Here is an 18475-nt window from a genome sequence, read left to right on the forward strand (position 1 = left end):
TCGCATCGTCCAGGCGATAGATTTCGAACGTGGTGGACATTCCAACCGTCGCGACCAGCCTCGCGGCCAGCCTGGTCGCTTCGTACGTCGGCGTGCGTTACTTCACCGGACCGAAGATCCGAGCTGAGCGTTCGACGCTCGCGCGACAGAAGCTCCGCGACCTCGTCTCGCCGTTGCGCCGTGATGTCCGAGAGTTCCGCGCGGGGATGCGAGATGATCTGCGACGGGACGGCACAGCCACACCAGCGGACGGCATCCTCGCTCAGCAGATCCTCCATGTTGCCCACGACCTCTCAGCGCTCGCGCGGTACCGCGTCGGACGACGTATGAATCGGATCTTCAGTTCGGGATGGATGCGAGTCGCAAGGTTGCGCGACTCGTCGGTTCCCAGCGCCGACGCTGTCTCCGCCTCCTATTCGGCGGCACTGCAACTGCTGGACAACCGGCGGAGCGGTGAGGGCGCGCGAAGCTACGTCGACGGGCTACTGCACCGTGCACTCCAGAAGGGCGCCAACCCTCGGCTTCTCCAGCGTCTTGAACGAGAACTCTTCCTGCTGGAACGAGCTCGCTGACTCTGTCGGTTGTCGTCGGTCGGAGGTAGCCTGTTCCTCTCGCCGGCCGGGGTTCGAGTCATCCCGTGGAGTCTCAGATGCCTGCTCGCGAATATCGCGACCTCGACGCCCGAGCATGGGCCTACCTCGAGAACGTGGACACCAGCGCAGAGCTCGCCGCGCTGCGAGCCGGAACCGATCCCCGATGGGAGCGCCCGCGTCTGAACGGCGTCGACATCACGGATCGCCCCGACCTCTGGACGCCCTACCAGCGCGCGCGTCGGACATCGTACGAAGCCAGGGTCGCGCAGTACCGCGAACGGGGTCTGTTCTAGCGGCCAGCGCCGCGCGCGCGCATCACGCGGAGGCGTTGCTGATGAATCGGCCACGCCGTCAGGCGCTCTCGATACCAACTCAGCAATACGTCCTCATGGACGACGCGGCGACCGTCGCGGAGAGGCATCGGCATCCCGTCGCGCCGGTATCGCTTGATTGTGCTCTCTGAGCGTTCGATCCTGCGCGCCGCCTGGCGATAGTCGAGCCACATCGGTTCCGCAAATGGCATATGACATCCTCCGGGGGCGATCGTCGCGCGAAAGCGAGGGAGACTACGAAGTTGGCCGCGCCTGCTTCACGAGGGCATCGATGAGCGCGGTCATCGTGGGGTTGACCGCCTCATCCGACTTACCGGAAAACTCCGGAGGTGAGCTCATCACTCGCTTGCCGAACGCTTCATATATCTCGTCGGCGACCTTACCGCCCTGAATCGGTTGTATGAACGCAGGGAACGCCTGGAGTTGCACTGCGATCGCGTCTGCCCATGCCGCTGCGCGCCTGTGGTTTCCGGATTGGCGGCCCAGATATGCGGCGAGCGCCGCGAGCGCGGTCAGCACGGATGCTCGGTACACGACCTCCTGCCAAGAAGTGTTTGCTTCGGTAGCGAGGATGAACGGGAGAACAGCCAGAACGCCTCCGAGCATGGCGACAGTGCCGAGGAGAGCAATCGTCCACGACCGGAAGATCTGCGCGGATCGCCGCTCACCGTTCGCGTACTTGGTAAACGCCTCCTCGAGTCGCATCGCGCCAGCGTCTCCTGCAGCCGACTTGAGCGCCGACGCCGCTTCCGCGGCCTCATATGCGGAGCGGCGCGCATCGGCCAAGGCAGCGTATGTCAATTCAGTCTGCCGCCACTCAGCGGTTACCTCATCTATGAATAGGCTGAAGCTGTCGAGCTTGGTCAGTTCAGGTCTGATCTCCGGAGGGCCGGAGTGCCATGCGGCACGAACGAACGGACGCAGATCGGCAATTCCTCGCGCGATCTCGTTGAGAGCGTTGGCTCCAGTCGAGAGCGCCTCGATGGCATCCGGAGTGGATTCAAAATTCTGGATATCGACCTCAGCTCGGCGGTGCACCTCGCGCAGGCGGGAATCGATCTCCTCGATCCCTGTCCGACGCAGCAGCATGTCGGACAGGCGAGAGAGTCCATCGGACAGCGTGACTCCCAGTCCGCTCCGAATTGCTGCAAAATCCACTCCGGCCAGCTCACTCCAGTCCATACCAAGGAAACTACTCTGTCGGAGTGACCTCGCAGACTGCGTTCGTCAGATGAGCGTTAACAGAGGAGTGCTTAAAGATCCTTGTGCGGAAGCAGCATCAGGATCTCCTTGCGTCCGGCCTGCTCGATGAGCACGCGCTTGGCGTCCTCCCGCGCATCACCGGCCTGGGCCTGCAGAACGCCCGCGAGCGGCGCACCGTGCTCCAGGGCCGCGATCACCTGATCGACGGCACGACTGAGTCCCGGGAGGTCCAGGCGTGACGCCAGCTCGCGCAGCGCGTCTCCGAGCGGAGACCCTGTTCCGACTGCCACGACCACACGGCGCAGCTCGGTCGTGAGTTCCCCCGTACCCACCGTCGCCACCCGCCGCAGCGAGTCCAGCAGACCCTCCCCCGCCGACAGACAGAGCGACAGGAACTCCAGGGTCGTCGGCAGTTCGTCCGCCAGGCGCGCGCGGCGGGCGGCGACGCGGGCCGTGAGCCTCATGTCGTACCCGACGGCCGCGCCGGCGCCGAGCAGGAAGGGCAGCAGCGCCGCAGGCGGCGACATCCGCCCTGCGAGAACGAGGATGACCACGATCGCCGCGCCGAGTCCTATTCCCGCGACCAACCACCCGAGCTGCCGGCTCCGAAAGACGCTCGGAGGCATATCGCTCCCCGCCTGCGCGAGACGACGCCGCAGTGCGTCGCTCGCGCCGAGGACGCGTTCGAGCACGATCCTCAGTCGCTCAGGCTGCGAGCGCGCGGAGGCGGGCAGCCATCGCGCGGCGGGGAGCATGGAAGGCGGCAGCGCGTTATCCACGACCACATCCCTCACGTATGGCGCGAGGCGAGTCATCAGCGGCGTTGCCGACCATCGCGGCAGCGCGGAGAGCACCAGCAGCAGGCCCGCGGCCAGAGCTCCCCCACCGAGGATCGAAACGGCCGCAACCGAGACGGCGCTCACCCGAACCACCGCTCGGGTTCGGGAAGCCGACCGACCCGGATCATGATCCGATAGGCGATCACCGAGACCGCGGCGCCGACTGCGATCACGACCACGCCTTCGGGCGTTCCGTAGGCGGAGGCTCCCTCCGGACGCGTCACGAGCAGGCCGAGGATCACCCAGGGCGCCACTGCCCCGAGTACCGCGGCGCCCCTGATCCAGGACTGCCGAGCCTCCACTTCTCCGCGCAGCGCAGCGTCCGCGCGCACGGATGCCGACAGGGCGCGAAGCACTGCTCCGAGCTCTGTGCCGCCGACCTGACGGGCCATCCGCAGCGTCTCGATGATGCGATCCGCGATGGGATCCGCGAGCGACGTCTTGAGTCGATCGAAGCTCGATTCGAACCGCCCCGTCGCGCGCAGATCCCGCGCGAACACCGCGAAAGCGGGTCGCATCATCCCCGGCGCGGACTCCGCCAGACTCGCGACGGCATCGGGCAGCGACAGCCCCACACGGATGGACGCGATCAGCAGGTCGCAGACGTCGGGCCACACCTGGCGGCGCAGCTTGCGCAGTCGAAGGCGCCGAGCGCGCAGGAACATCACGGGCGTTGCACCGGCTGCGGTCCCGGCGAGCACGGCGAGAACCGGGATCGGGACGACGAGCCATACGACGGATGCCGTCGCCGCGGCGAGCGCCGTCATCGCCACGACCAGCGTGCGCGGTGCCACGGCGGCGAACCCGGCCTCTTCCAGCACTTTCGCGAGAGGCCCTCTCCGCTCGGCGGACGTGCCCGCGTCCCCCTCCCCCTCCCGGCGCGGCCACATCCACGGCGACGAGACGAGGAGGATGCCCGCGGCCAGCAGTGCTCCGAGAAGCAGGGTCACAGGGGTGCTCCCACGCGGCGGAGGTCGGCGCGTCCGGGCCGGACGATGTCGCCGTCGTCGTGCCGGTACACCGGCCTGGAGACGAGGCGTCCGTGCACGACCTCGCCGGTCGGCTCGATGACCTCCTCCACGCGTCGTCTCCCCGCGCTGTCTCGGGCGCAGTGCACGACGAGGTCGACCGCGCGGGCGAGCGCCGGAGCCACGAAGCTCCGGTCGATGTTGCGACCCGCGAGGAGCGGCAGCAGGGTCAGCTTCTCGAGCGCCTCGACCGCCGAATTCGCGTGGACCGTCGCCGCCCCGGGCACGCCCAACGTACTATTGACACATGACGCCCCGTGCCGCCAGATTCGACCGCCGCACGGCGGTTCTCTACCTCCGACTGAGCGACGCCCGCGACGAGTCCAGCACGTCAATCGAGCGACAGCGCAACGACCTCACCGCCGAGGCCGAGCGGCGCGGGCTCTCCATCGTGGCCGAGCTCGTCGACGACGGCGTCTCGGGGCGCAAGTCGCGAGCTCGCGCGTTCGAGGCTCTCGGCATGCTCCGCGACGGCAAGGTCGACGCCCTCCTCGTGTGGAAGTTCGATCGCTGGAGCCGACAGGGCTTGTCAGCCGTGGCCGCGCTCATCGAGGCCCTCGACGCCCGACCCGCGGCGCTCTTCATCGCCCAGCAGGACGGCCTGAACAGCGATCAACCGGCGTGGCGCATCATCGCCTCCGTCCTCGCCGAGGTCGCCCGCATGGAGGCCGAGAACACCTCGGCGCGCGTCTCCTCGTTCATCCGGCACGCGAAAGAGGTGGGCCGGTGGCACGGTGGGCGCGCGCCCGTCGGCTATCGCTCAATACCGCACCCCAGCGGGATCGGTCGAGCCCTGGAGCCGGACCCGCTCGCGGTTGAGCTCCTCACCGACGCCGCCACGCGCATCGTCGCCGGAGAGGCGCTCTACGGGGTCACCCAGCGCCTCAACACCACCGAGCTCAGACCGCCAGCGGCGCCCGCGTGGTCGGTGCAGACGGTCCGGCGCGCGCTCATGGGTCATTCCATCGTCGGGCGCGTGTCGGCTCGCGTCCCCGGGTCTGCCCCGGAAGAGCGCAAGTTCGATGTCCTGCGCGACGACGAGGGCAACCCCCGGCAGATATGGGAGCCCGTCCTCCCCCTCGACCTCTGGCGAGCTTGCAAGAGCGTGCTTGAGGCACGCAACGCCGCCTCCCCGCTCGCCAGCCGTCAGCGGGCAACCGTCAAGAAAGCGCGACTCCTGTCTGGGCTCCTCGTGTGCGTGTACTGCGGCGGCCCTATGTACGTCGGCGTCACCGCCGAGGGTCGAGCACGCTACGTGTGCTCCAAACGGTCCCGCGCCCAGCAGTGCCGCCCCGGCATCAGTGGTCCCGCCGTCACCGCTCAGGACCTGGAGGAGTACGTCGAAGCGCAGTTCCTGGAGACCGTCGGCCACTATCCCGTGTTCGCACCCGTCGCGCGCGAGGTGCCCGCCCTGGCGCTCGCCGAGGCCAAGGATGCACTCGCGACGCTCACTGCCCGACTGGGCGATCCCGACATGGACGACGACACCGCGGAACGCGTCGAGATTCAAGCCCGCGCGCTCCGCCGCCGAGTCCGCGACCTTTCGGCCCAAGGGCCGCCGCCCGCCGAGGTCGAGCTCGTCGCGACCGGCGAGACGTTCGGCGAGGTGTGGGCACGTGCTGACATCCCTGAGCGGCAAGAGCTACTCTCGGCGGCCATCGACCACATCACGGTCGCGACGGGCAAGCGTGGTGGAAAGCGGTTCGACCCCGACCGGTTCGACATCGTCTGGCGCCCGTCACCGCAAGAGCTCGGACTCGCGGGCGACCCGGACCAAGGCAACTCCAGCCCCCGCGCCGTCGCGTGGCTCCGCGAGCGCGAGGCTCGTCGATCTGGCTCGTCGACCTAGTCGAACATACGACGGTTGCGACCGGTGGTGAATAGGTGCACAACGTCGCGCCGTTGTGCACCTATTCACCCCTCCAACAGGGACGGTGCTCGGCGCTCAGGGACGGTCAGGGACGGTGCTTTTGGGGCACCGTCCCTCACCACCGTCCCTGACTTTTTCCGTGGAATTACGCGGATTTCGTCCCGGAACATTCCTCAAAGGGACGGTGCTTTCGGAAATCCGAACCACTCTCTCCTAATGAGCGTGCTCGCCAGGAGGCGAATAGGTGCATAACGGCAGTGCCGTTGTTCACTTCCGCTCTCGTGCCTGTTGCCCCGGGCACTCGTGGGCATCGAGGCGGTATATACATGCGTAACCAACATTTTCTCCCCCGAAAGGTTGCCGGTCGCAATGTCGCACACACTCACCTGCCTCTCCTGCGGTCGCTCCTTCACCGCCGCCCGCCGTCACGCGCTAACGTGCTCGGACGCGTGTCGGATGCGCCGCCACGCCCAGCGTCGAGCCGCGCTCATCGCCGACCTCTCCGCCTTCGCACACGAGGCCGCCGCAGTCAAGCTCGCCGTCTGACCCGGCCCCCAACGCTCCCGCGTCGCCACCCTGCGACGCGTTCCGCCCGCCCGCCTCACCGCCGCTCGCGACGGCACGAGGGACAGCGGGCACGCCCTGCCGGTCGCTCCGGCACGGCTCCCCCTGACGTCCTCGTCACGACCCCAAGCGGGCGCCGTGACGAGGACGCCGCCGTCTTACCGACGCCGCCGCCAAGGCGTGGCGCCGTCACCAACCGCTAGACGCGGTCTCCACCCTTCCAATCCCGGGCGCACCCGCGCGCCAACCACTCCCCTAGGAGACCGGCCACCATGGCTAACACCTTTCAAACCGACGCCGTCGCCGTGGGCGACGTCGCCATTCGCCTCGCCCTCGGCAACCTGCACCTCGGCGAGGTCGCCCAGCGTTTCGACTCGTCCGACTTCGTCGCGGGACGGGGCGACACGGTCTACCTGACCGTCTCCGGCGCCCTCACGGCACACGGGCGCGCGCTCGACGACGTCACCAACGCCATCATCAGCGAGCGTCTCTCCGAGCTCCGCGAGCCGATCAAGCTGGCGACGCACGCCTACTCCTCGGTCATCCTCTCCGAGGCCGACCTCAGCCTCGACATCCTCGACCTCGGCAAGCAAGTGCTCACGCCTCAGGCCGCCGCCGTGGCCGCCAAGATCGAGAAGGCGCTCGCCGACGTCGTCAAGGACATCACCACCGACGCCTCGATCACCTTCGACGAGGCCAACCCCGTCACCCTCTTCACCAAGGGACGCGCCGCGCTCCGCGCCAAGGGCATCGACGTCGCGGGCGAACCGCTCGTCGCGCTCGTCGGCTCGACCGTCTACGACGCTCTCCTCGACTCCGGCGCCCTCGACGCCGACAAGCTCGGCGGTGACGCCTCGGCGCTCGCCAAGGGCGCCGTCGGTGCTCTGCGCGGCTTCGAGGTCATCGAGGACGCATCCGGCGCCGCACCCGACGAGGTCGTGTTCATGACCAAGCGCGGCTCGCTCTACCTCGCCAACCGCGCCCCCGAGGTGCCGACCGGCGTGACCGGCAACAAGTCGACGCACGAGGGCTTCGAGCTCCGCACCATTCAGGACTACGACGCGACCTACACGGCGCAACGCTCGGTTCTATCCACCTTCGTCGGCGCGGGCATCCTCCCCGCCTACAAGGCGACCCGCACCGAGGACGTCGCCATCCAAGGCGCCGAGGACTTCATGGCCGGAACCGTGACGCTCTCGCCCATCCCGGGCGGGGCGACGGTCAAGGCCAACATCACAAACGTCTAACCGACGCCCACCCGGCGCCCCGGCGCCACCGCGAGCCCGCCCACTCATCCGCCGCGGGCGGGCTCGCCTCAGACACGACAGGACACACCCGCATGCCCTCCACCGCGCTCCCGCTCACCGACCCCGCCGGAACCCGCCGCGACGCATTCCTCGCCCTGGTGCGCGACGAGGACATTATGCACGCTCTCGACACCGTGCCAGACGACACCATCGTCGCCGTCGGCGCTGGGCTCGCCGTCGAGGCATACGAGGGCCGTTGGGACGGCACCCGCGGGCTCGCCTCCGCCCGCTTCGGCATCCCTGCCGACGTCGTCGAGCTCCTCGCTGCCGCCGCACTCACCGCCCTCCTCCCCACCATGGGCGCCCACGTCCTCGCACGCCCCAACGAGGCGACCCTCACCGAGCTCCGCAATTGGCTCGCCTCGCACGGCTACCACGCCACCCCGGCGCGCACCTCAGCCAAGGGAAAGGGCCGTCGATGAGGAACTCGCATCGCGTCACCGTCGACGACCTCGACCTCCTCGCCCCGCTCGTTCCGCGCCGCGAGCGGCACCGACTCGCTCACCACCTCAATCGCCGCCTCCACTACGCGACGGAATCACCCCGGCGCGCTCCACTCGGCTACCGCCGCCCCTACTCGCTCCGCCAATGGGAGAACCTGCCCGAGGTCAAGCGCGTCGAGGTGCTCACCGGCCACGTCGTCGCGCAGTGGGTCGAGGACGGCCGCGCACGACACCGCGAGGAGGCGTGAGCGCAACAAGCCTCCCGCAGGTCGGGAGCCCCAACACCGCACGACGCCGCATCGCCATGGCATATGCGTCGTGAGCTCGCGGTCCGTCAAGGCTTGACGGACACGGCGAGTGCACACCGCGGGATTCGTGACCCCGCGCGGTGTGAGCCGGTGGTCGGCTGGATACCGGCGCTACCGGCACGTCTCTCCTCTCGACGACCGGGCCACCCATGACCGCGTGGTCGAGCTCCGAGCAGCCTGGGGGACTGTCCTACCTCCATCCGGCTCGCCGCGGGCTGTCAGCGTCGACAGCCCGCCCCAGGCCGTGTAAACGCACCTCCGAGCACCACGACCTCGCGGACCGCCTCATGCCGGAACTCACCGCCCAGCAGTTCCGGCTCTCCCGGGCGTCGTGTAAACGCGCGTGACTGCGCTCGGGTCGCGGGGTGGGGGGTGACTCCTCCCACCCCCTCCCTTCCCTCCCGGTGCGGCATAGCGTCCCGCCCTGACTACGTATCGCGGGTTTGTTTTTCGTGCGGGCGTTTAAACGCTGCCCTGCGTGTAAACGCTCCGCCCACGAAAGGATTTCGGTCGGGCCTTTGCTGCTCTCGAGTCATGCGGACGCGAGAACCGCGTCCAAGGTCGACGAGTAACTCGCTTTGCCTTCCCGAAGAAACTGGAAGAACGCGCCGTAGTCACGAGGAGTGAGGAAATGGAAGTCGTACTTGCTGGAGCCGACCATGTCATTCAGTGCCTTGAAATGCGCCGTGGCAGCCGCGAACTTCGCACGGTTCTCGTCCGAAGGCTCGGTAGCCTCCTCGTCACCCTTGATCTCGACTACGACGATTCGATCGCCCGTCGCGAGGAAGAAGTCCGGATTGAAATGCCCGCGCCGAAAGTGCTCCCCCTTTCGCCAGCCGAACTCAATCCCGTAAAAGTCTTGGTCGGTGGACTTAATCCATCCGGCTAGCGCAGCAGCGTTCTCAGCCTTCACCATCTCTTTCACGAACAGTCGCTCCGGCTTGTGGTTCGCGATCACGATGTTCAGCGGCGTCTTGAAGTGAAACTTGTTCGCGACCTGCTCAACAGCCGACCGAGGTAGGGAGTCGTCAGCCAGGACTTCCGCGAGGACCCGTTGTGTCTCTTCCTCGCTCAGACCCGACGAGTCATCGTCGGCGAACAGCGTCGCATCCCCCCGCCGGAGAGCCGACACGTTGATGCTGTCGCGACGCCGTTGCGCGGTCGACAGCTTGATGACTTCCTTGGGCTTGGACACGTAGCGAACCGTGTGACTCGACTTGCGATGCACCACCCCGAACGCAGCCTGTAGCCTCTGGCGATTGTCTTCACTGACTTGGTCAGACGTTTCACCCACGCGCTTGAGCGACTCTCGAATGAGGGACTGGAGCCACTCGATCGAGTATTTCCTGGCGTACTCCGTCGACTCTTCGAGGTCGATCGCACGGAACTTAGAATGGATGTGCTCGGCTACCTCGTCGACTGGGAACATTCGATAGCGAATGAGCGTCCGCTTCTGGCGCTGCTTTCCGCTAATGACGCGGCTATACGTCGTTTCCCGCTCTAGCTCCGAGACCTGTGACGCCAGGGTCACGTAACCCTTTGAGAAGTCGTACTCCGTCGGCGCTTCGTGCTCTTCTGCTTCTTGCGACTTGCTGTAGTCGATGGTCTCAAGCTCGAAGTTGTAATCTGCCTCTTTCGAGACGATTTGCGAAGTCAGTCGACTCTCAATCTCAAGCACTTCATCGACAAGATGTCGGATTCGCCCGGACCACGCATCGTGGTTGAACACCGTGAGGACCGGGCGCTCGCCACGGTACGACTCCGGCACGCGGAGGCCTCGACCCAATACCTGAGCGATAAGCAGCTTGCTCGAAAAGGCCCTCTCCTCGTGGGGGACGACCTGGAAAACGTTCTTGACGTCCCACCCTTCGGTCAACATGCTGACGGAAACGATCCACTCAACGGGACTGTCGGCCTGGTCCACAGACGCCAGCTGAACGACGTTTCGGCGGTGATCGGGGTCGGAAGTAACGGTGAGTATCTTTGCAGACGCCTGCTCCGAACTCAGCTCCTCTTGGGCGGCAACGAACGCGGCGACCTCAACGGCGAGTCGCTTTGCAGCGGCGATGTCCCTGGTGACCAGCAGTGTCAGCGGCTTCACCTTGCGGTAGAACTGCTTGTTTGCTTCGTGGTTGTCGTAGATCTTCTGGAGCTTCTCGTCCCGAGCGACGGCCGAGTCTTCTGCGACGTAGTCGATCGTCTTCACGACGCCAGCATCAATCGCGTTCCGTAGCGAGTACCGATAGATAACATCCGAAAAGTAGGAGTTGTCGACATAGCACGTGCCGGACAGACCCACCACGTATCGAAAACCAAGCTCCGGATCGGCGACAAACTCAGCCCAACGGCGCATGTCTCCGGAGGACTGAAGATGGTGCGCCTCGTCGTTGACGATGAGCGTGCGGTCTCCCTTTCCCGCGAGCGTCGGACGAATCGAACTTCGAGAGGACACGAACGTCGCGTGGAAGTTCTCCACACACACACTGCCGGGCACAATTGACTCGTTCCCGTTGATTACGGCCGGAGCGGCGTAGACGGCAGAGCTGGGCATCGCGGCGCGGAGAGCCTCGCTTGCGGCGAGGCTCTTGAACTTCTCCGTGAGACCGCTCTCGATCGTCAGGGATGGGCATAGAACTACGATCTGATCGACAGCCCCAATCGCGAGCATGATCGCGGCAATGCCGTACATGACATAACTCTTCCCAGTGCCCGTCGCTAGGTCGAGGCTGCACGATAACTGGTCGGGGAACAGCAGCTTCCGCTCCGCAGCGACCTCAGTCCCGTACACCTCGCGCAGGGTCGGTGTGGCGTCGAGGTTTTCGCGCATCAGAGCGCGGGCGTTCTCGTAACGCTGGCCGACGAGGTACCGGAGAGTGACGCGAATTGCGTCCTTCTGATAGTCCCGGGTCGAGCAAAGCGCATCGAGAAACGGCTCGAACGGCGTCAGATCAAGGACGTTGGGATCGATCGCCTTTGTCACCTTCAGGACAAGATCCGTGTTCGTCACGGACGTCACAACAGAAGACATCACTTCTCCCCCTTCGACGCCACCGCGCCGAACCTCTCATCAAGACTCTCTCGCGTCTTGACCTCCGTGTATTCATTGCCGAACACATCGAGGTACACAATCATCACAAACTCCCCGAGTTTGTCAGCTGGCATTTTCAGCGTCCACTCATCCGCCTCAAGCTCGGCGGCGAACACGACCTCGTCGAGCACAAATGGTGGAGCCGCCTCCGAGTCGGCCGCTTGGTCGTAGGGGTAGTCGTAGTCGACCAGCACCGCGGCGAGCGTCTCTCGATTGCCTCGCTCAGTCACCCCGCGCGCGAGGGCTTCGCTGTAGAACTCCTCGACACGCAAGTAAGCGAAGTCCCGGCCGCGCTCGTTTCCCAGCCAGTACTCGCAGCGGACCGTTGGTTGCTGAATGAAGTCGAACCCGACGGCATCAACCGTGCGGTTCACGTCCTCAGCCCCGATCGGCTGACGCAGTGCCTCGAACGGGCGATCATGAAGCTCGTTCACGATCGAGTAAGGGATACGGAGCACGTAGTACCGAACATCGCCGTGATCTATGTAGTCCTCAAGAAATGCGACGCTTGCTGCGGGGGCGATGATGAACACATCAGAGCTTGAGCGTGTCCCGATCTGCGAGTGGAGATTGTCGATGAATCCGTGGTCGAGTACGACCCCGCCGTCCTGCCTGTGGTTGAAGACAAGCACGTCTGAGCCGTTCCGGAATCCATCCAACTCAACACCCGCCACCGAATGAGGCTTGTCTGTGGAGCCGAAGAGGTTCAGCGCGAAGAACCTCCATTCGGGCCACGGCAGATCGCGTAGTCTGGCGAAGTCGTAGAGACCCGCATTGCTCAACGTGAACGGTGCCGGTGTGAGCGCCCGGCCCTTGTTGCCGATGCTGGCTTTGAGGCTCAGCATGCGCTTTTGGATCGTGTAGACGGCGAGCTTGCCCGAGTCGATGGCGATCCACCTCCGGCCCAACTTCTCCGCAACTGCGGGCGTGGTGCCTGAGCCAGCGAACGCGTCCAGCACCAAGTCGCCCGGCTTCGTCGCGGCTGTGATGATGCGTTCGAGCAACGCCTCGGGCTTCTGCGTCGGATAACGCTGATTTTGGCTCTTGTCTGCGGGCTGCAACATCGACATGCGCCACACATCATCGACGGTCTTGGTCGAGGTTTCCTGGTAGACGACCTTGCCGTCGTCGCCCTTCACATTTACAACCTTCTTGGTGTCCTTATCCCATCGCCTCGCGAGCTGTTTGACCGCTCCACCTTCACGGGCCTCTTTGAGGGGCGTGAAGGTGAACGTCGAGGTCTTGGAGTACCAGTAGATGACGTCGTGGTTGGAAGCGAATCGCTTCACGTTGCCCTGCATCTTGTTGTAGTAGTGCCAAACGATCTCGTTGCGAAAGTTGCGTTCGCCGAATACCTCGTCCATGAGGACTTTGACGTAGTGCCCCTTCTTCGAGTCGAGGTGCACGAAAATCGAGCCGTCATCTGCTAGCAGCTCCCGCAGAATCACGAGCCGGCGTCGCAGGAACTCGAGGAATGCCGCGCCGACAACGCGGTCCTGGTAGGCCCGTTCTTCATCACCGCCAACAAAATCTCGCGCAGACGCAAACGGCGGGTCAATATAGATCGCTCGAACGCCCGGCTGCCCGTCGGCGCTCCTAAGCTCGCCGGTTCTCTTCAGATCTAGCAACGTCTTCGCGGCCTGGAGGTTGTCACCGAAGATAAGACGGTTTGCCCATCCCGACTCGTCGGGCTGGCCGAACTCACGAATAACCTGCAGCGGGACGGCCATCGCGTCCGCGATGATGTCCTCTTCGCGTTCCTTCCCCGCGTAAGTGAGCTCATACTCGCTACGGTCTGGCGGGAAAAGGATGTTCTTGAACTCGCGTGGCAAGTCTTCGCCGGTAACGAGCAGATCCGCCAGGCGTGCTCGGTCGGCCGTGGAAAGTTCGCTCATGACCGCTTTCTAGTGCTGCAAACGGGAGCATGGCAGACACATGCCGCCATCATACGAGAGACGGCCGACGTTGCTCGTGACGAGAACAGTTCATACGAGCGCGCCTCTGGACACTCCTAACGGCATGACAACTAGAGCTCATCCAATGTGTGTATTGCGTTGATCGGGACACCGGTGTTGAGGGCGAGCACGAGATCGAGCGCCTCCGCATCGCGCACCTCCCCGATGACGAGCCGATCGGGACGCATGCGCAGTGCCTCCTTGACGAGGCGCCGCAGCGTGATCTCACCGGTTCCCTCGAGGCTCGCCTGCCGCCCCTGAAGCGCCACGACGTCGGGCCCTTCGAGAGCGAGCTCGAACGTCTCTTCCACGGTCACAACGCGCTGACGGGCGACGCAGCTGGCGAGCAGGGCGCCGAGCACGGTCGTCTTGCCTGCGTGGGTGGCGCCGGAGACGACGATGCTCCGCCCCTCCCGCATCGCCGTCGCGAGCGTCGCCGCGAGACGCGGGGGCAGGACCCCGTGCGCGACGAGCGCCTCCAGGGCTCGGTAGCGGGGAAGGAACTTGCGGATGTTGACGGCCGTGCCGCCGCGCACCACATCGGCGATCGCGACATGCAGACGCGACCCGTCGGGCAGCGAGGCGTCGACGAACGGCTGGCTGATGTCGACCCGGCGGCCGGTGGAGTGCAGCATCCGCTCGATGAGGTCGCGCAGTGCCTCCGCTGTCAGGCGTAGGTCGATCCGCTCCGCCACTCCGTGACGGGCGACGTGGATGCTGTCCGGACCGTTGAGCCAGATCTCCTCGATCTCCGGGTCGTCGAGCAGGGGCTGCAGAGCGCCGAAGCCGCCGAGCGATGCCAACACCTCCCGCAGGCAGCCGTTCTCATCCTCGACGAGCACACCGCCCTGCGTCAACGCCAGGTCGTTGAAGCGACGCACCTCGGCCTGCGCCACCGCTCGGGCGGCATCCGCGTCGAGAGCCGGCTCGATGCCCTGACTTCGCAATCGTGCGCGGACGCGTTCGGCGATGACGACGGAGGGCTGAGTCACCCGAGCATCCTCGCAAGGATGCCGCGCGCCCCGCCGGACTTATCCACACTGTCCTCATACGGCTGCGGGCGGATCCCCAGCCACGCGAGACGCCCCGGTCAGTAGACTTGTGCCACCGCGCGGGAGTGGTGAAATTGGCAGACACGCAGGATTTAGGTTCCTGTGCCTCAGGGCGTGTGGGTTCAAGTCCCACCTTCCGCACCGATCAGTCGCATCCTCCGCGGCCGACGCGACCGCCGCACTCAGCTCTACGACGGGAACTCCATGCACCACGCCGCCCTCATCCCCTGGCTCGACCCGGCCACGATCATCGGCACGGCCGGCCCCTGGGCGCTTCTCGTGGTGTGCTTCATCGTCTTCGCCGAGACGGGCCTGCTCGTGGGCTTCCTGCTCCCGGGTGACACGCTGCTCGTGATCTCCGGCCTCCTGTCGCACCCCTTGGCGGGTTCCGAGCACGGAGTGTTCGGCATCAACGTCTGGTTCGTGGCTCTGCTCATCGGTCTGGCGGCGTTCGTCGGTGGTGAAGTCGGCTACGTCATCGGCCATAAGGGAGGCCCCGCGGTCTTCGAGCGCAAGGAATCAGGCCTCTTCAGCAAGAAGAACGTCGAGCGCACGAACGCGTTCTTCGAGCGCTTCGGCGGCATCACCGTGATCCTCGCCCGCTTCGTGCCGATCGTGCGCACGTTCGCGCCCGTCGCGGCCGGCGTCGGCCACATGCCGTGGCGCAAGTACACGCTCTACAACCTGATCGGCGCCGTGCTCTGGGGCTTCGGCCTCACGATGTTCGGCTATTTGATCGGCTTCATCCCGCCGGTCGCGGAGTTCGTCGAGAGCTACATCGATCTGATCCTGCTCGCGGCGGTGGGCGGCACCGCGCTCGTGACGCTGTGGCACTACCTGTCCGAGCGCCACAAGGCCAAGAAGGCGGCGGCTGCCGGCGACGCGGTCACGGATGCCGGTGAGGCGCAGGAGCTCGCGCTGGAGCCCGAGGTGTTCGACCGCGCCCCGGACTTCGACGGCGACGGCAAGCACTGACGAACGGGTCGGATGCCGGTCAGCCGGCCTTCTTCTTCGCCGACGTTTTCGAGGACTTCTTCGGCTTCTCGTCGTCCTCGGCGTCGGATCCGCCCGACCGTGCCGCCTTCGACTTGGCGACGCTGGCGCGCAATGCCTCCATGAGGTCGATGACCTCGCCGCTCTTGGCGTCGGCATCCTCTTCACCGAAGGTGTCGGAGACGTCGAACGTGTCGCCCGCCTCGATCTTCGCGTCGATGAGGGTGCGCAGCTCCTTCTGGTACTCGTCGACGAACGACTCGGCGTCGAAGTCGGCCGAGTAGCTGTCGACGAGCGACGACGACAGCTCGAGCTCCTTCTTGGAGATCCGCACATCCTCGTCGAGCGACGGGAAGTCTGCCTCTCGCACCTCGTCGGCCCACAGCAGGGTCTGCAGCACGAGCACCTTGCCGCGCACGCGCAGCGCCGCGAGCCGGGTCTTCTGCCGCAGGGTGAACCGCACGATCGCGGTGCGGTCGGTCTGCTCGAGAGTCTTGCGCAGCAGCACGTACGCCTTGGGTGACTTCGAGTCGGGCTCCAGGTAGTACGCCTTGTCGAGGGTGAGCAGGTCGACCTGTTCCGATGGCACGAACTCGACGACGTCGATCTCACGGCTGCGTTCGGCAGGAAGAGCGGCGAGGTCGTCCTTCGTGAGCACGACCGTCTGGCCATCGTCGACATAGGCGCGATCGATGTCGGAGTACGCCACCGTCTCCCCGCACACCTCGCATGTGCGCTGGTAGCGGATGCGACCGCCGTCCTTGTCGTGCACCTGGTGCAGCGGCACGTCGTGGTCCTCGGTCGCGGAATACACCTTGACCGGCACGTTCACGAGCCCGAACGTCAGGGCGCCCTTCCAGATCGTCCTCATGAGATCAGTGAACACCAGTCGCACCTGTCACAACCAGTCCCTTGACTACGCTGGCGTCATGGTTCCGGAGGCGCAGAACGTGCAGATCGAGGGCCGCCGCCTGCGCGTCACGAATCTCGACAAGGTCGTCTACCCCGAGACCGGCACGACCAAGGGCGAGGTCATCGCGTATTACACGGCGATCGCGCCCGTGCTCCTCCCCCTGCTCGATGAACGTCCCGTGACCCGGAAGCGCTGGGTCGAAGGCGTCGGCACCGCACGGAATCCAGAGGACTCCTTCTTCACGAAGCAGCTCGAACCCGGGGCTCCGAAGTGGATCCCCCGCCGGGCCATCGAGCACTCGGACGGCCCCAAGGACTACCCGCTCGTCGAAGACGTGCCCACGCTCGTGTGGCTCGCCCAGGTGGCGGCCATCGAACTGCACGTGCCGCAGTGGCGCTTCGCTCCCGACGGCCTGCCGGGGCGCCCCGATCGCCTCGTGCTCGACCTAGACCCCGGACCCGGCGTCGAGCTGGCGCAGTGCGCGGAGGTCGCGCGCATCGCCCGCGGCATCCTCACCGGCATCGGGCTCGAACCGCTGCCGGTCACGAGCGGCAGCAAAGGCATCCACCTCTACGCGAACCTGCCCGGCCAGCAGACGAGCGACGAGATCTCCGCCGTCGTGAAGGAGGTGGCTCGACTCATCGAGAACGACCACCCCGATCTCGCCACCAGCACCATGGCGAAGGTCGCGCGCGGCGGCAAGGTGTTCCTCGACTGGAGCCAGAACAACGGTCGCAAGACCACGATCTCCCCGTATTCGATGCGCGGTCGCGCACAGCCCTGGGTCGCCGCGCCGCGCACGTGGGACGAGCTCGACGACCCCGACCTGCGCCAGCTCGACTTCGAGGAGGTCCTCGAGCGGGTGGCTTCGGGCGGGGACCCGCTGGTCACGCTGCGCCCGGGGACGGATGCGGTGATGGCGACCTCCGAGGCGCCGCCCCCTGCGCCGCCGGCGCGGAAGGAACATCGCCCGCGCATCGCTGCCGCGGCGTCCCCGTCGCCGGGCGGCTCGACGCCCGCATCCGTCTCCCCCATGCTCGCCGAGAACGGTACGCCCGCGATCGCTCGCGGCCTCAGCGATCCCTCCTGGGTCGAGGTGAAGTGGGACGGCATCCGGGCGCTCGGGACGTGGGCCGACGGACGGATGCTGCTGCATGCGCGCAGCGGCATAGACATCACCGCCCGCTACCCCGAGCTCACCGCGGATGGTGCCCCATTCCTCCCCGTCGCCGACGCGATCCTCGACGGCGAGATCGTGGCCTTCGACGCCGGCGGACGACCGAGCTTCTCGCTGCTGCAGAACCGCATGCACCTCACCCGACCGCGCGAGATCGAGCGGGAAGTCGTCCGCACCCCCATCGTGTACATGGTCTTCGACCTGTTGCGTCTCGACGGGCACGATCTCTCATCCCTGCCGTTGTCGCAGCGCCGGACTCTTCTGGAAGACGTGCTCGCGGATCTCGATGCCCCGCTGCAGGTGCCACCCGTCTTCGACGACGTCGACGCCGCTCTCGCCGCCAGCGACGAGTTCGGCCTGGAAGGTGTCGTCGTCAAGGATCCGCGCTCCCGGTATCGCGCAGGTCAGCGGTCGCCGTCGTGGCTGAAGCTGAAGAACACTCGCATGCAGGAGGTGGTGATCGTCGGCATCCGCCCGGGCAAGGGGGATCGCGAGGGCACTTTCGGGTCGCTGCTCCTCGCCGTGCCGAATGGCGGACGCCTCCGCTACGTCGGTCGGGTCGGCACCGGGTTCACCGACCGGATGCTGCGGGACCTGCTCGCGCGGCTCGCTCCGCTGCGTGTGGAGGACGCTCCGCTCGACGGCGTGCCCGCGCCCGATGCGTCGGACGCGCTGTGGGTGCGCGCGGAGCTGGTCGGAGAGGTCGAGTTCGCGAACTGGACTCCCGACGGCGTCCTCCGTCACGCGCGATGGCGAGGCCTGCGTCCCGACAAGAGCCCCGACGAGGTCGTCATCGAGAACTGAGAACGG

General features: G+C 66.2%; 16 protein-coding genes and 1 tRNA gene. 9 read left to right on the forward strand and 8 right to left on the reverse strand.

From position 1 onward, the window contains the following. The first annotated feature begins 29 nt into the window (after positions 1–29). Complete coding sequence (locus tag AUC47_RS02535; RefSeq protein ID WP_143740688.1) at positions 30–572, forward strand: hypothetical protein; 543 nt, start codon at positions 30–32, stop codon at positions 570–572. A gap of 77 nt (positions 573–649) precedes the next feature. Further along, positions 650–886 carry a hypothetical protein gene (locus tag AUC47_RS02540; RefSeq protein WP_096713680.1) on the forward strand — a complete coding sequence of 79 codons (237 nt, stop codon included), beginning with the start codon at positions 650–652 and terminating at the stop codon, positions 884–886. Between the two features lie 273 nt (positions 887–1159). Here AUC47_RS02540 and AUC47_RS02550 read toward each other — a convergent pair whose 3' ends face one another. The 4 genes from AUC47_RS02550 to AUC47_RS02565 all read right to left on the reverse strand — a co-directional run bounded on the left by AUC47_RS02550 (position 1160) and on the right by AUC47_RS02565 (position 4222). Beyond that, the gene (locus AUC47_RS02550; protein ID WP_096713681.1) at positions 1160–2107 is read right to left on the reverse strand and encodes a hypothetical protein; all 948 of its coding nucleotides are present in this window, start codon (positions 2105–2107) and stop codon (positions 1160–1162) included. Positions 2108–2178: 71 nt separating this feature from the next. After that, positions 2179–2907, reverse strand: coding sequence for a type II secretion system F family protein (locus AUC47_RS02555; RefSeq protein ID WP_256999410.1), 729 nt, complete (start codon positions 2905–2907; stop codon positions 2179–2181). Between the two features lie 140 nt (positions 2908–3047). Next, a complete protein-coding gene (locus AUC47_RS02560; RefSeq protein WP_096713683.1) occupies positions 3048–3917 on the reverse strand; it encodes a type II secretion system F family protein in 870 nt (289 codons plus the stop codon). Beyond that, positions 3914–4222, reverse strand: coding sequence for a CpaF/VirB11 family protein (locus AUC47_RS02565; protein ID WP_256999411.1), 309 nt, complete (start codon positions 4220–4222; stop codon positions 3914–3916). The genes AUC47_RS02560 and AUC47_RS02565 overlap by 4 nt, the downstream gene beginning before the upstream one ends. Before the next feature lie 20 nt (positions 4223–4242). Here AUC47_RS02565 and AUC47_RS02570 point away from each other — a divergent pair, with 20 nt between their 5' ends. The 4 genes from AUC47_RS02570 to AUC47_RS02585 all read left to right on the forward strand — a co-directional run bounded on the left by AUC47_RS02570 (position 4243) and on the right by AUC47_RS02585 (position 8427). Next, complete coding sequence (locus AUC47_RS02570) at positions 4243–5844, forward strand: recombinase family protein (protein ID WP_096713684.1); 1602 nt, start codon at positions 4243–4245, stop codon at positions 5842–5844. An 857-nt stretch (positions 5845–6701) separates the two neighbouring features. After that, positions 6702–7676, forward strand: coding sequence for a P22 phage major capsid protein family protein (locus AUC47_RS02575; RefSeq protein WP_096713685.1), 975 nt, complete (start codon positions 6702–6704; stop codon positions 7674–7676). 92 nt (positions 7677–7768) lie between these two features. Beyond that, a complete protein-coding gene (locus tag AUC47_RS02580) occupies positions 7769–8158 on the forward strand; it encodes a hypothetical protein (protein WP_096713686.1) in 390 nt (129 codons plus the stop codon). Next, positions 8155–8427, forward strand: coding sequence for a hypothetical protein (locus AUC47_RS02585; protein ID WP_096713687.1), 273 nt, complete (start codon positions 8155–8157; stop codon positions 8425–8427). The genes AUC47_RS02580 and AUC47_RS02585 overlap by 4 nt, the downstream gene beginning before the upstream one ends. Before the next feature lie 592 nt (positions 8428–9019). Here the strand turns inward: AUC47_RS02585 and AUC47_RS02590 are convergent. The 3 genes from AUC47_RS02590 to AUC47_RS02600 all read right to left on the reverse strand — a co-directional run bounded on the left by AUC47_RS02590 (position 9020) and on the right by AUC47_RS02600 (position 14522). Then, a complete protein-coding gene (locus AUC47_RS02590; protein WP_218838194.1) occupies positions 9020–11494 on the reverse strand; it encodes a DEAD/DEAH box helicase in 2475 nt (824 codons plus the stop codon). Between the two features lie 20 nt (positions 11495–11514). Next, positions 11515–13470 carry a site-specific DNA-methyltransferase gene (locus tag AUC47_RS02595; RefSeq protein ID WP_096713689.1) on the reverse strand — a complete coding sequence of 652 codons (1956 nt, stop codon included), beginning with the start codon at positions 13468–13470 and terminating at the stop codon, positions 11515–11517. Positions 13471–13601: 131 nt separating this feature from the next. Continuing rightward, positions 13602–14522, reverse strand: coding sequence for a CpaF family protein (locus AUC47_RS02600; RefSeq protein WP_306453240.1), 921 nt, complete (start codon positions 14520–14522; stop codon positions 13602–13604). Positions 14523–14641: 119 nt separating this feature from the next. Between AUC47_RS02600 and AUC47_RS02605 the strand changes: the two genes are divergently transcribed. Both AUC47_RS02605 and AUC47_RS02610 read left to right on the forward strand, forming a co-directional pair. Further along, positions 14642–14723: transfer RNA gene (locus AUC47_RS02605), tRNA-Leu, on the forward strand. Positions 14724–14786: 63 nt separating this feature from the next. Beyond that, positions 14787–15557, forward strand: a complete 771-nt coding sequence (locus AUC47_RS02610) for a DedA family protein (protein WP_096713844.1) — start codon at positions 14787–14789, stop codon at positions 15555–15557. 19 nt (positions 15558–15576) lie between these two features. Here the strand turns inward: AUC47_RS02610 and ku are convergent, their stop codons facing one another. Continuing rightward, positions 15577–16446, reverse strand: coding sequence for a non-homologous end joining protein Ku (ku, locus tag AUC47_RS02615; RefSeq protein ID WP_096713845.1), 870 nt, complete (start codon positions 16444–16446; stop codon positions 15577–15579). 58 nt (positions 16447–16504) lie between these two features. On the opposite strand from ku, the gene ligD reads away from it, so the two are divergent. Beyond that, entirely contained in the window at positions 16505–18469 is a 1965-nt protein-coding gene (gene ligD / locus AUC47_RS02620) for a non-homologous end-joining DNA ligase (protein WP_096713690.1), read from the forward strand. The last annotated feature ends 6 nt before the right edge of the window (positions 18470–18475 follow it).

The sequence above is a fragment of the Microbacterium sp. SZ1 genome, from assembly GCF_002362255.1.
Classification (GTDB): domain Bacteria; phylum Actinomycetota; class Actinomycetes; order Actinomycetales; family Microbacteriaceae; genus Microbacterium.

Excerpts from the sequence above, each read along its gene's own strand:
- ku (WP_096713845.1), bottom strand. The coding sequence starts at position 16,446 with ATGAGGACGATCTGGAAGGGCGCCCTGACGTTCGGGCTCGTGAACGTG.
- AUC47_RS02585 (WP_096713687.1), top strand. The coding sequence starts at position 8,155 with ATGAGGAACTCGCATCGCGTCACCGTCGACGACCTCGACCTCCTCGCC.
- AUC47_RS02575 (WP_096713685.1), top strand. The coding sequence starts at position 6,702 with ATGGCTAACACCTTTCAAACCGACGCCGTCGCCGTGGGCGACGTCGCC.
- AUC47_RS02550 (WP_096713681.1), bottom strand. The coding sequence starts at position 2,107 with ATGGACTGGAGTGAGCTGGCCGGAGTGGATTTTGCAGCAATTCGGAGC.
- AUC47_RS02570 (WP_096713684.1), top strand. The coding sequence starts at position 4,243 with ATGACGCCCCGTGCCGCCAGATTCGACCGCCGCACGGCGGTTCTCTAC.
- AUC47_RS02610 (WP_096713844.1), top strand. The coding sequence starts at position 14,787 with ATGCACCACGCCGCCCTCATCCCCTGGCTCGACCCGGCCACGATCATC.
- AUC47_RS02540 (WP_096713680.1), top strand. The coding sequence starts at position 650 with ATGCCTGCTCGCGAATATCGCGACCTCGACGCCCGAGCATGGGCCTAC.
- ligD (WP_096713690.1), top strand. The coding sequence starts at position 16,505 with ATGGTTCCGGAGGCGCAGAACGTGCAGATCGAGGGCCGCCGCCTGCGC.
- AUC47_RS02580 (WP_096713686.1), top strand. The coding sequence starts at position 7,769 with ATGCCCTCCACCGCGCTCCCGCTCACCGACCCCGCCGGAACCCGCCGC.
- AUC47_RS02595 (WP_096713689.1), bottom strand. The coding sequence starts at position 13,470 with ATGAGCGAACTTTCCACGGCCGACCGAGCACGCCTGGCGGATCTGCTC.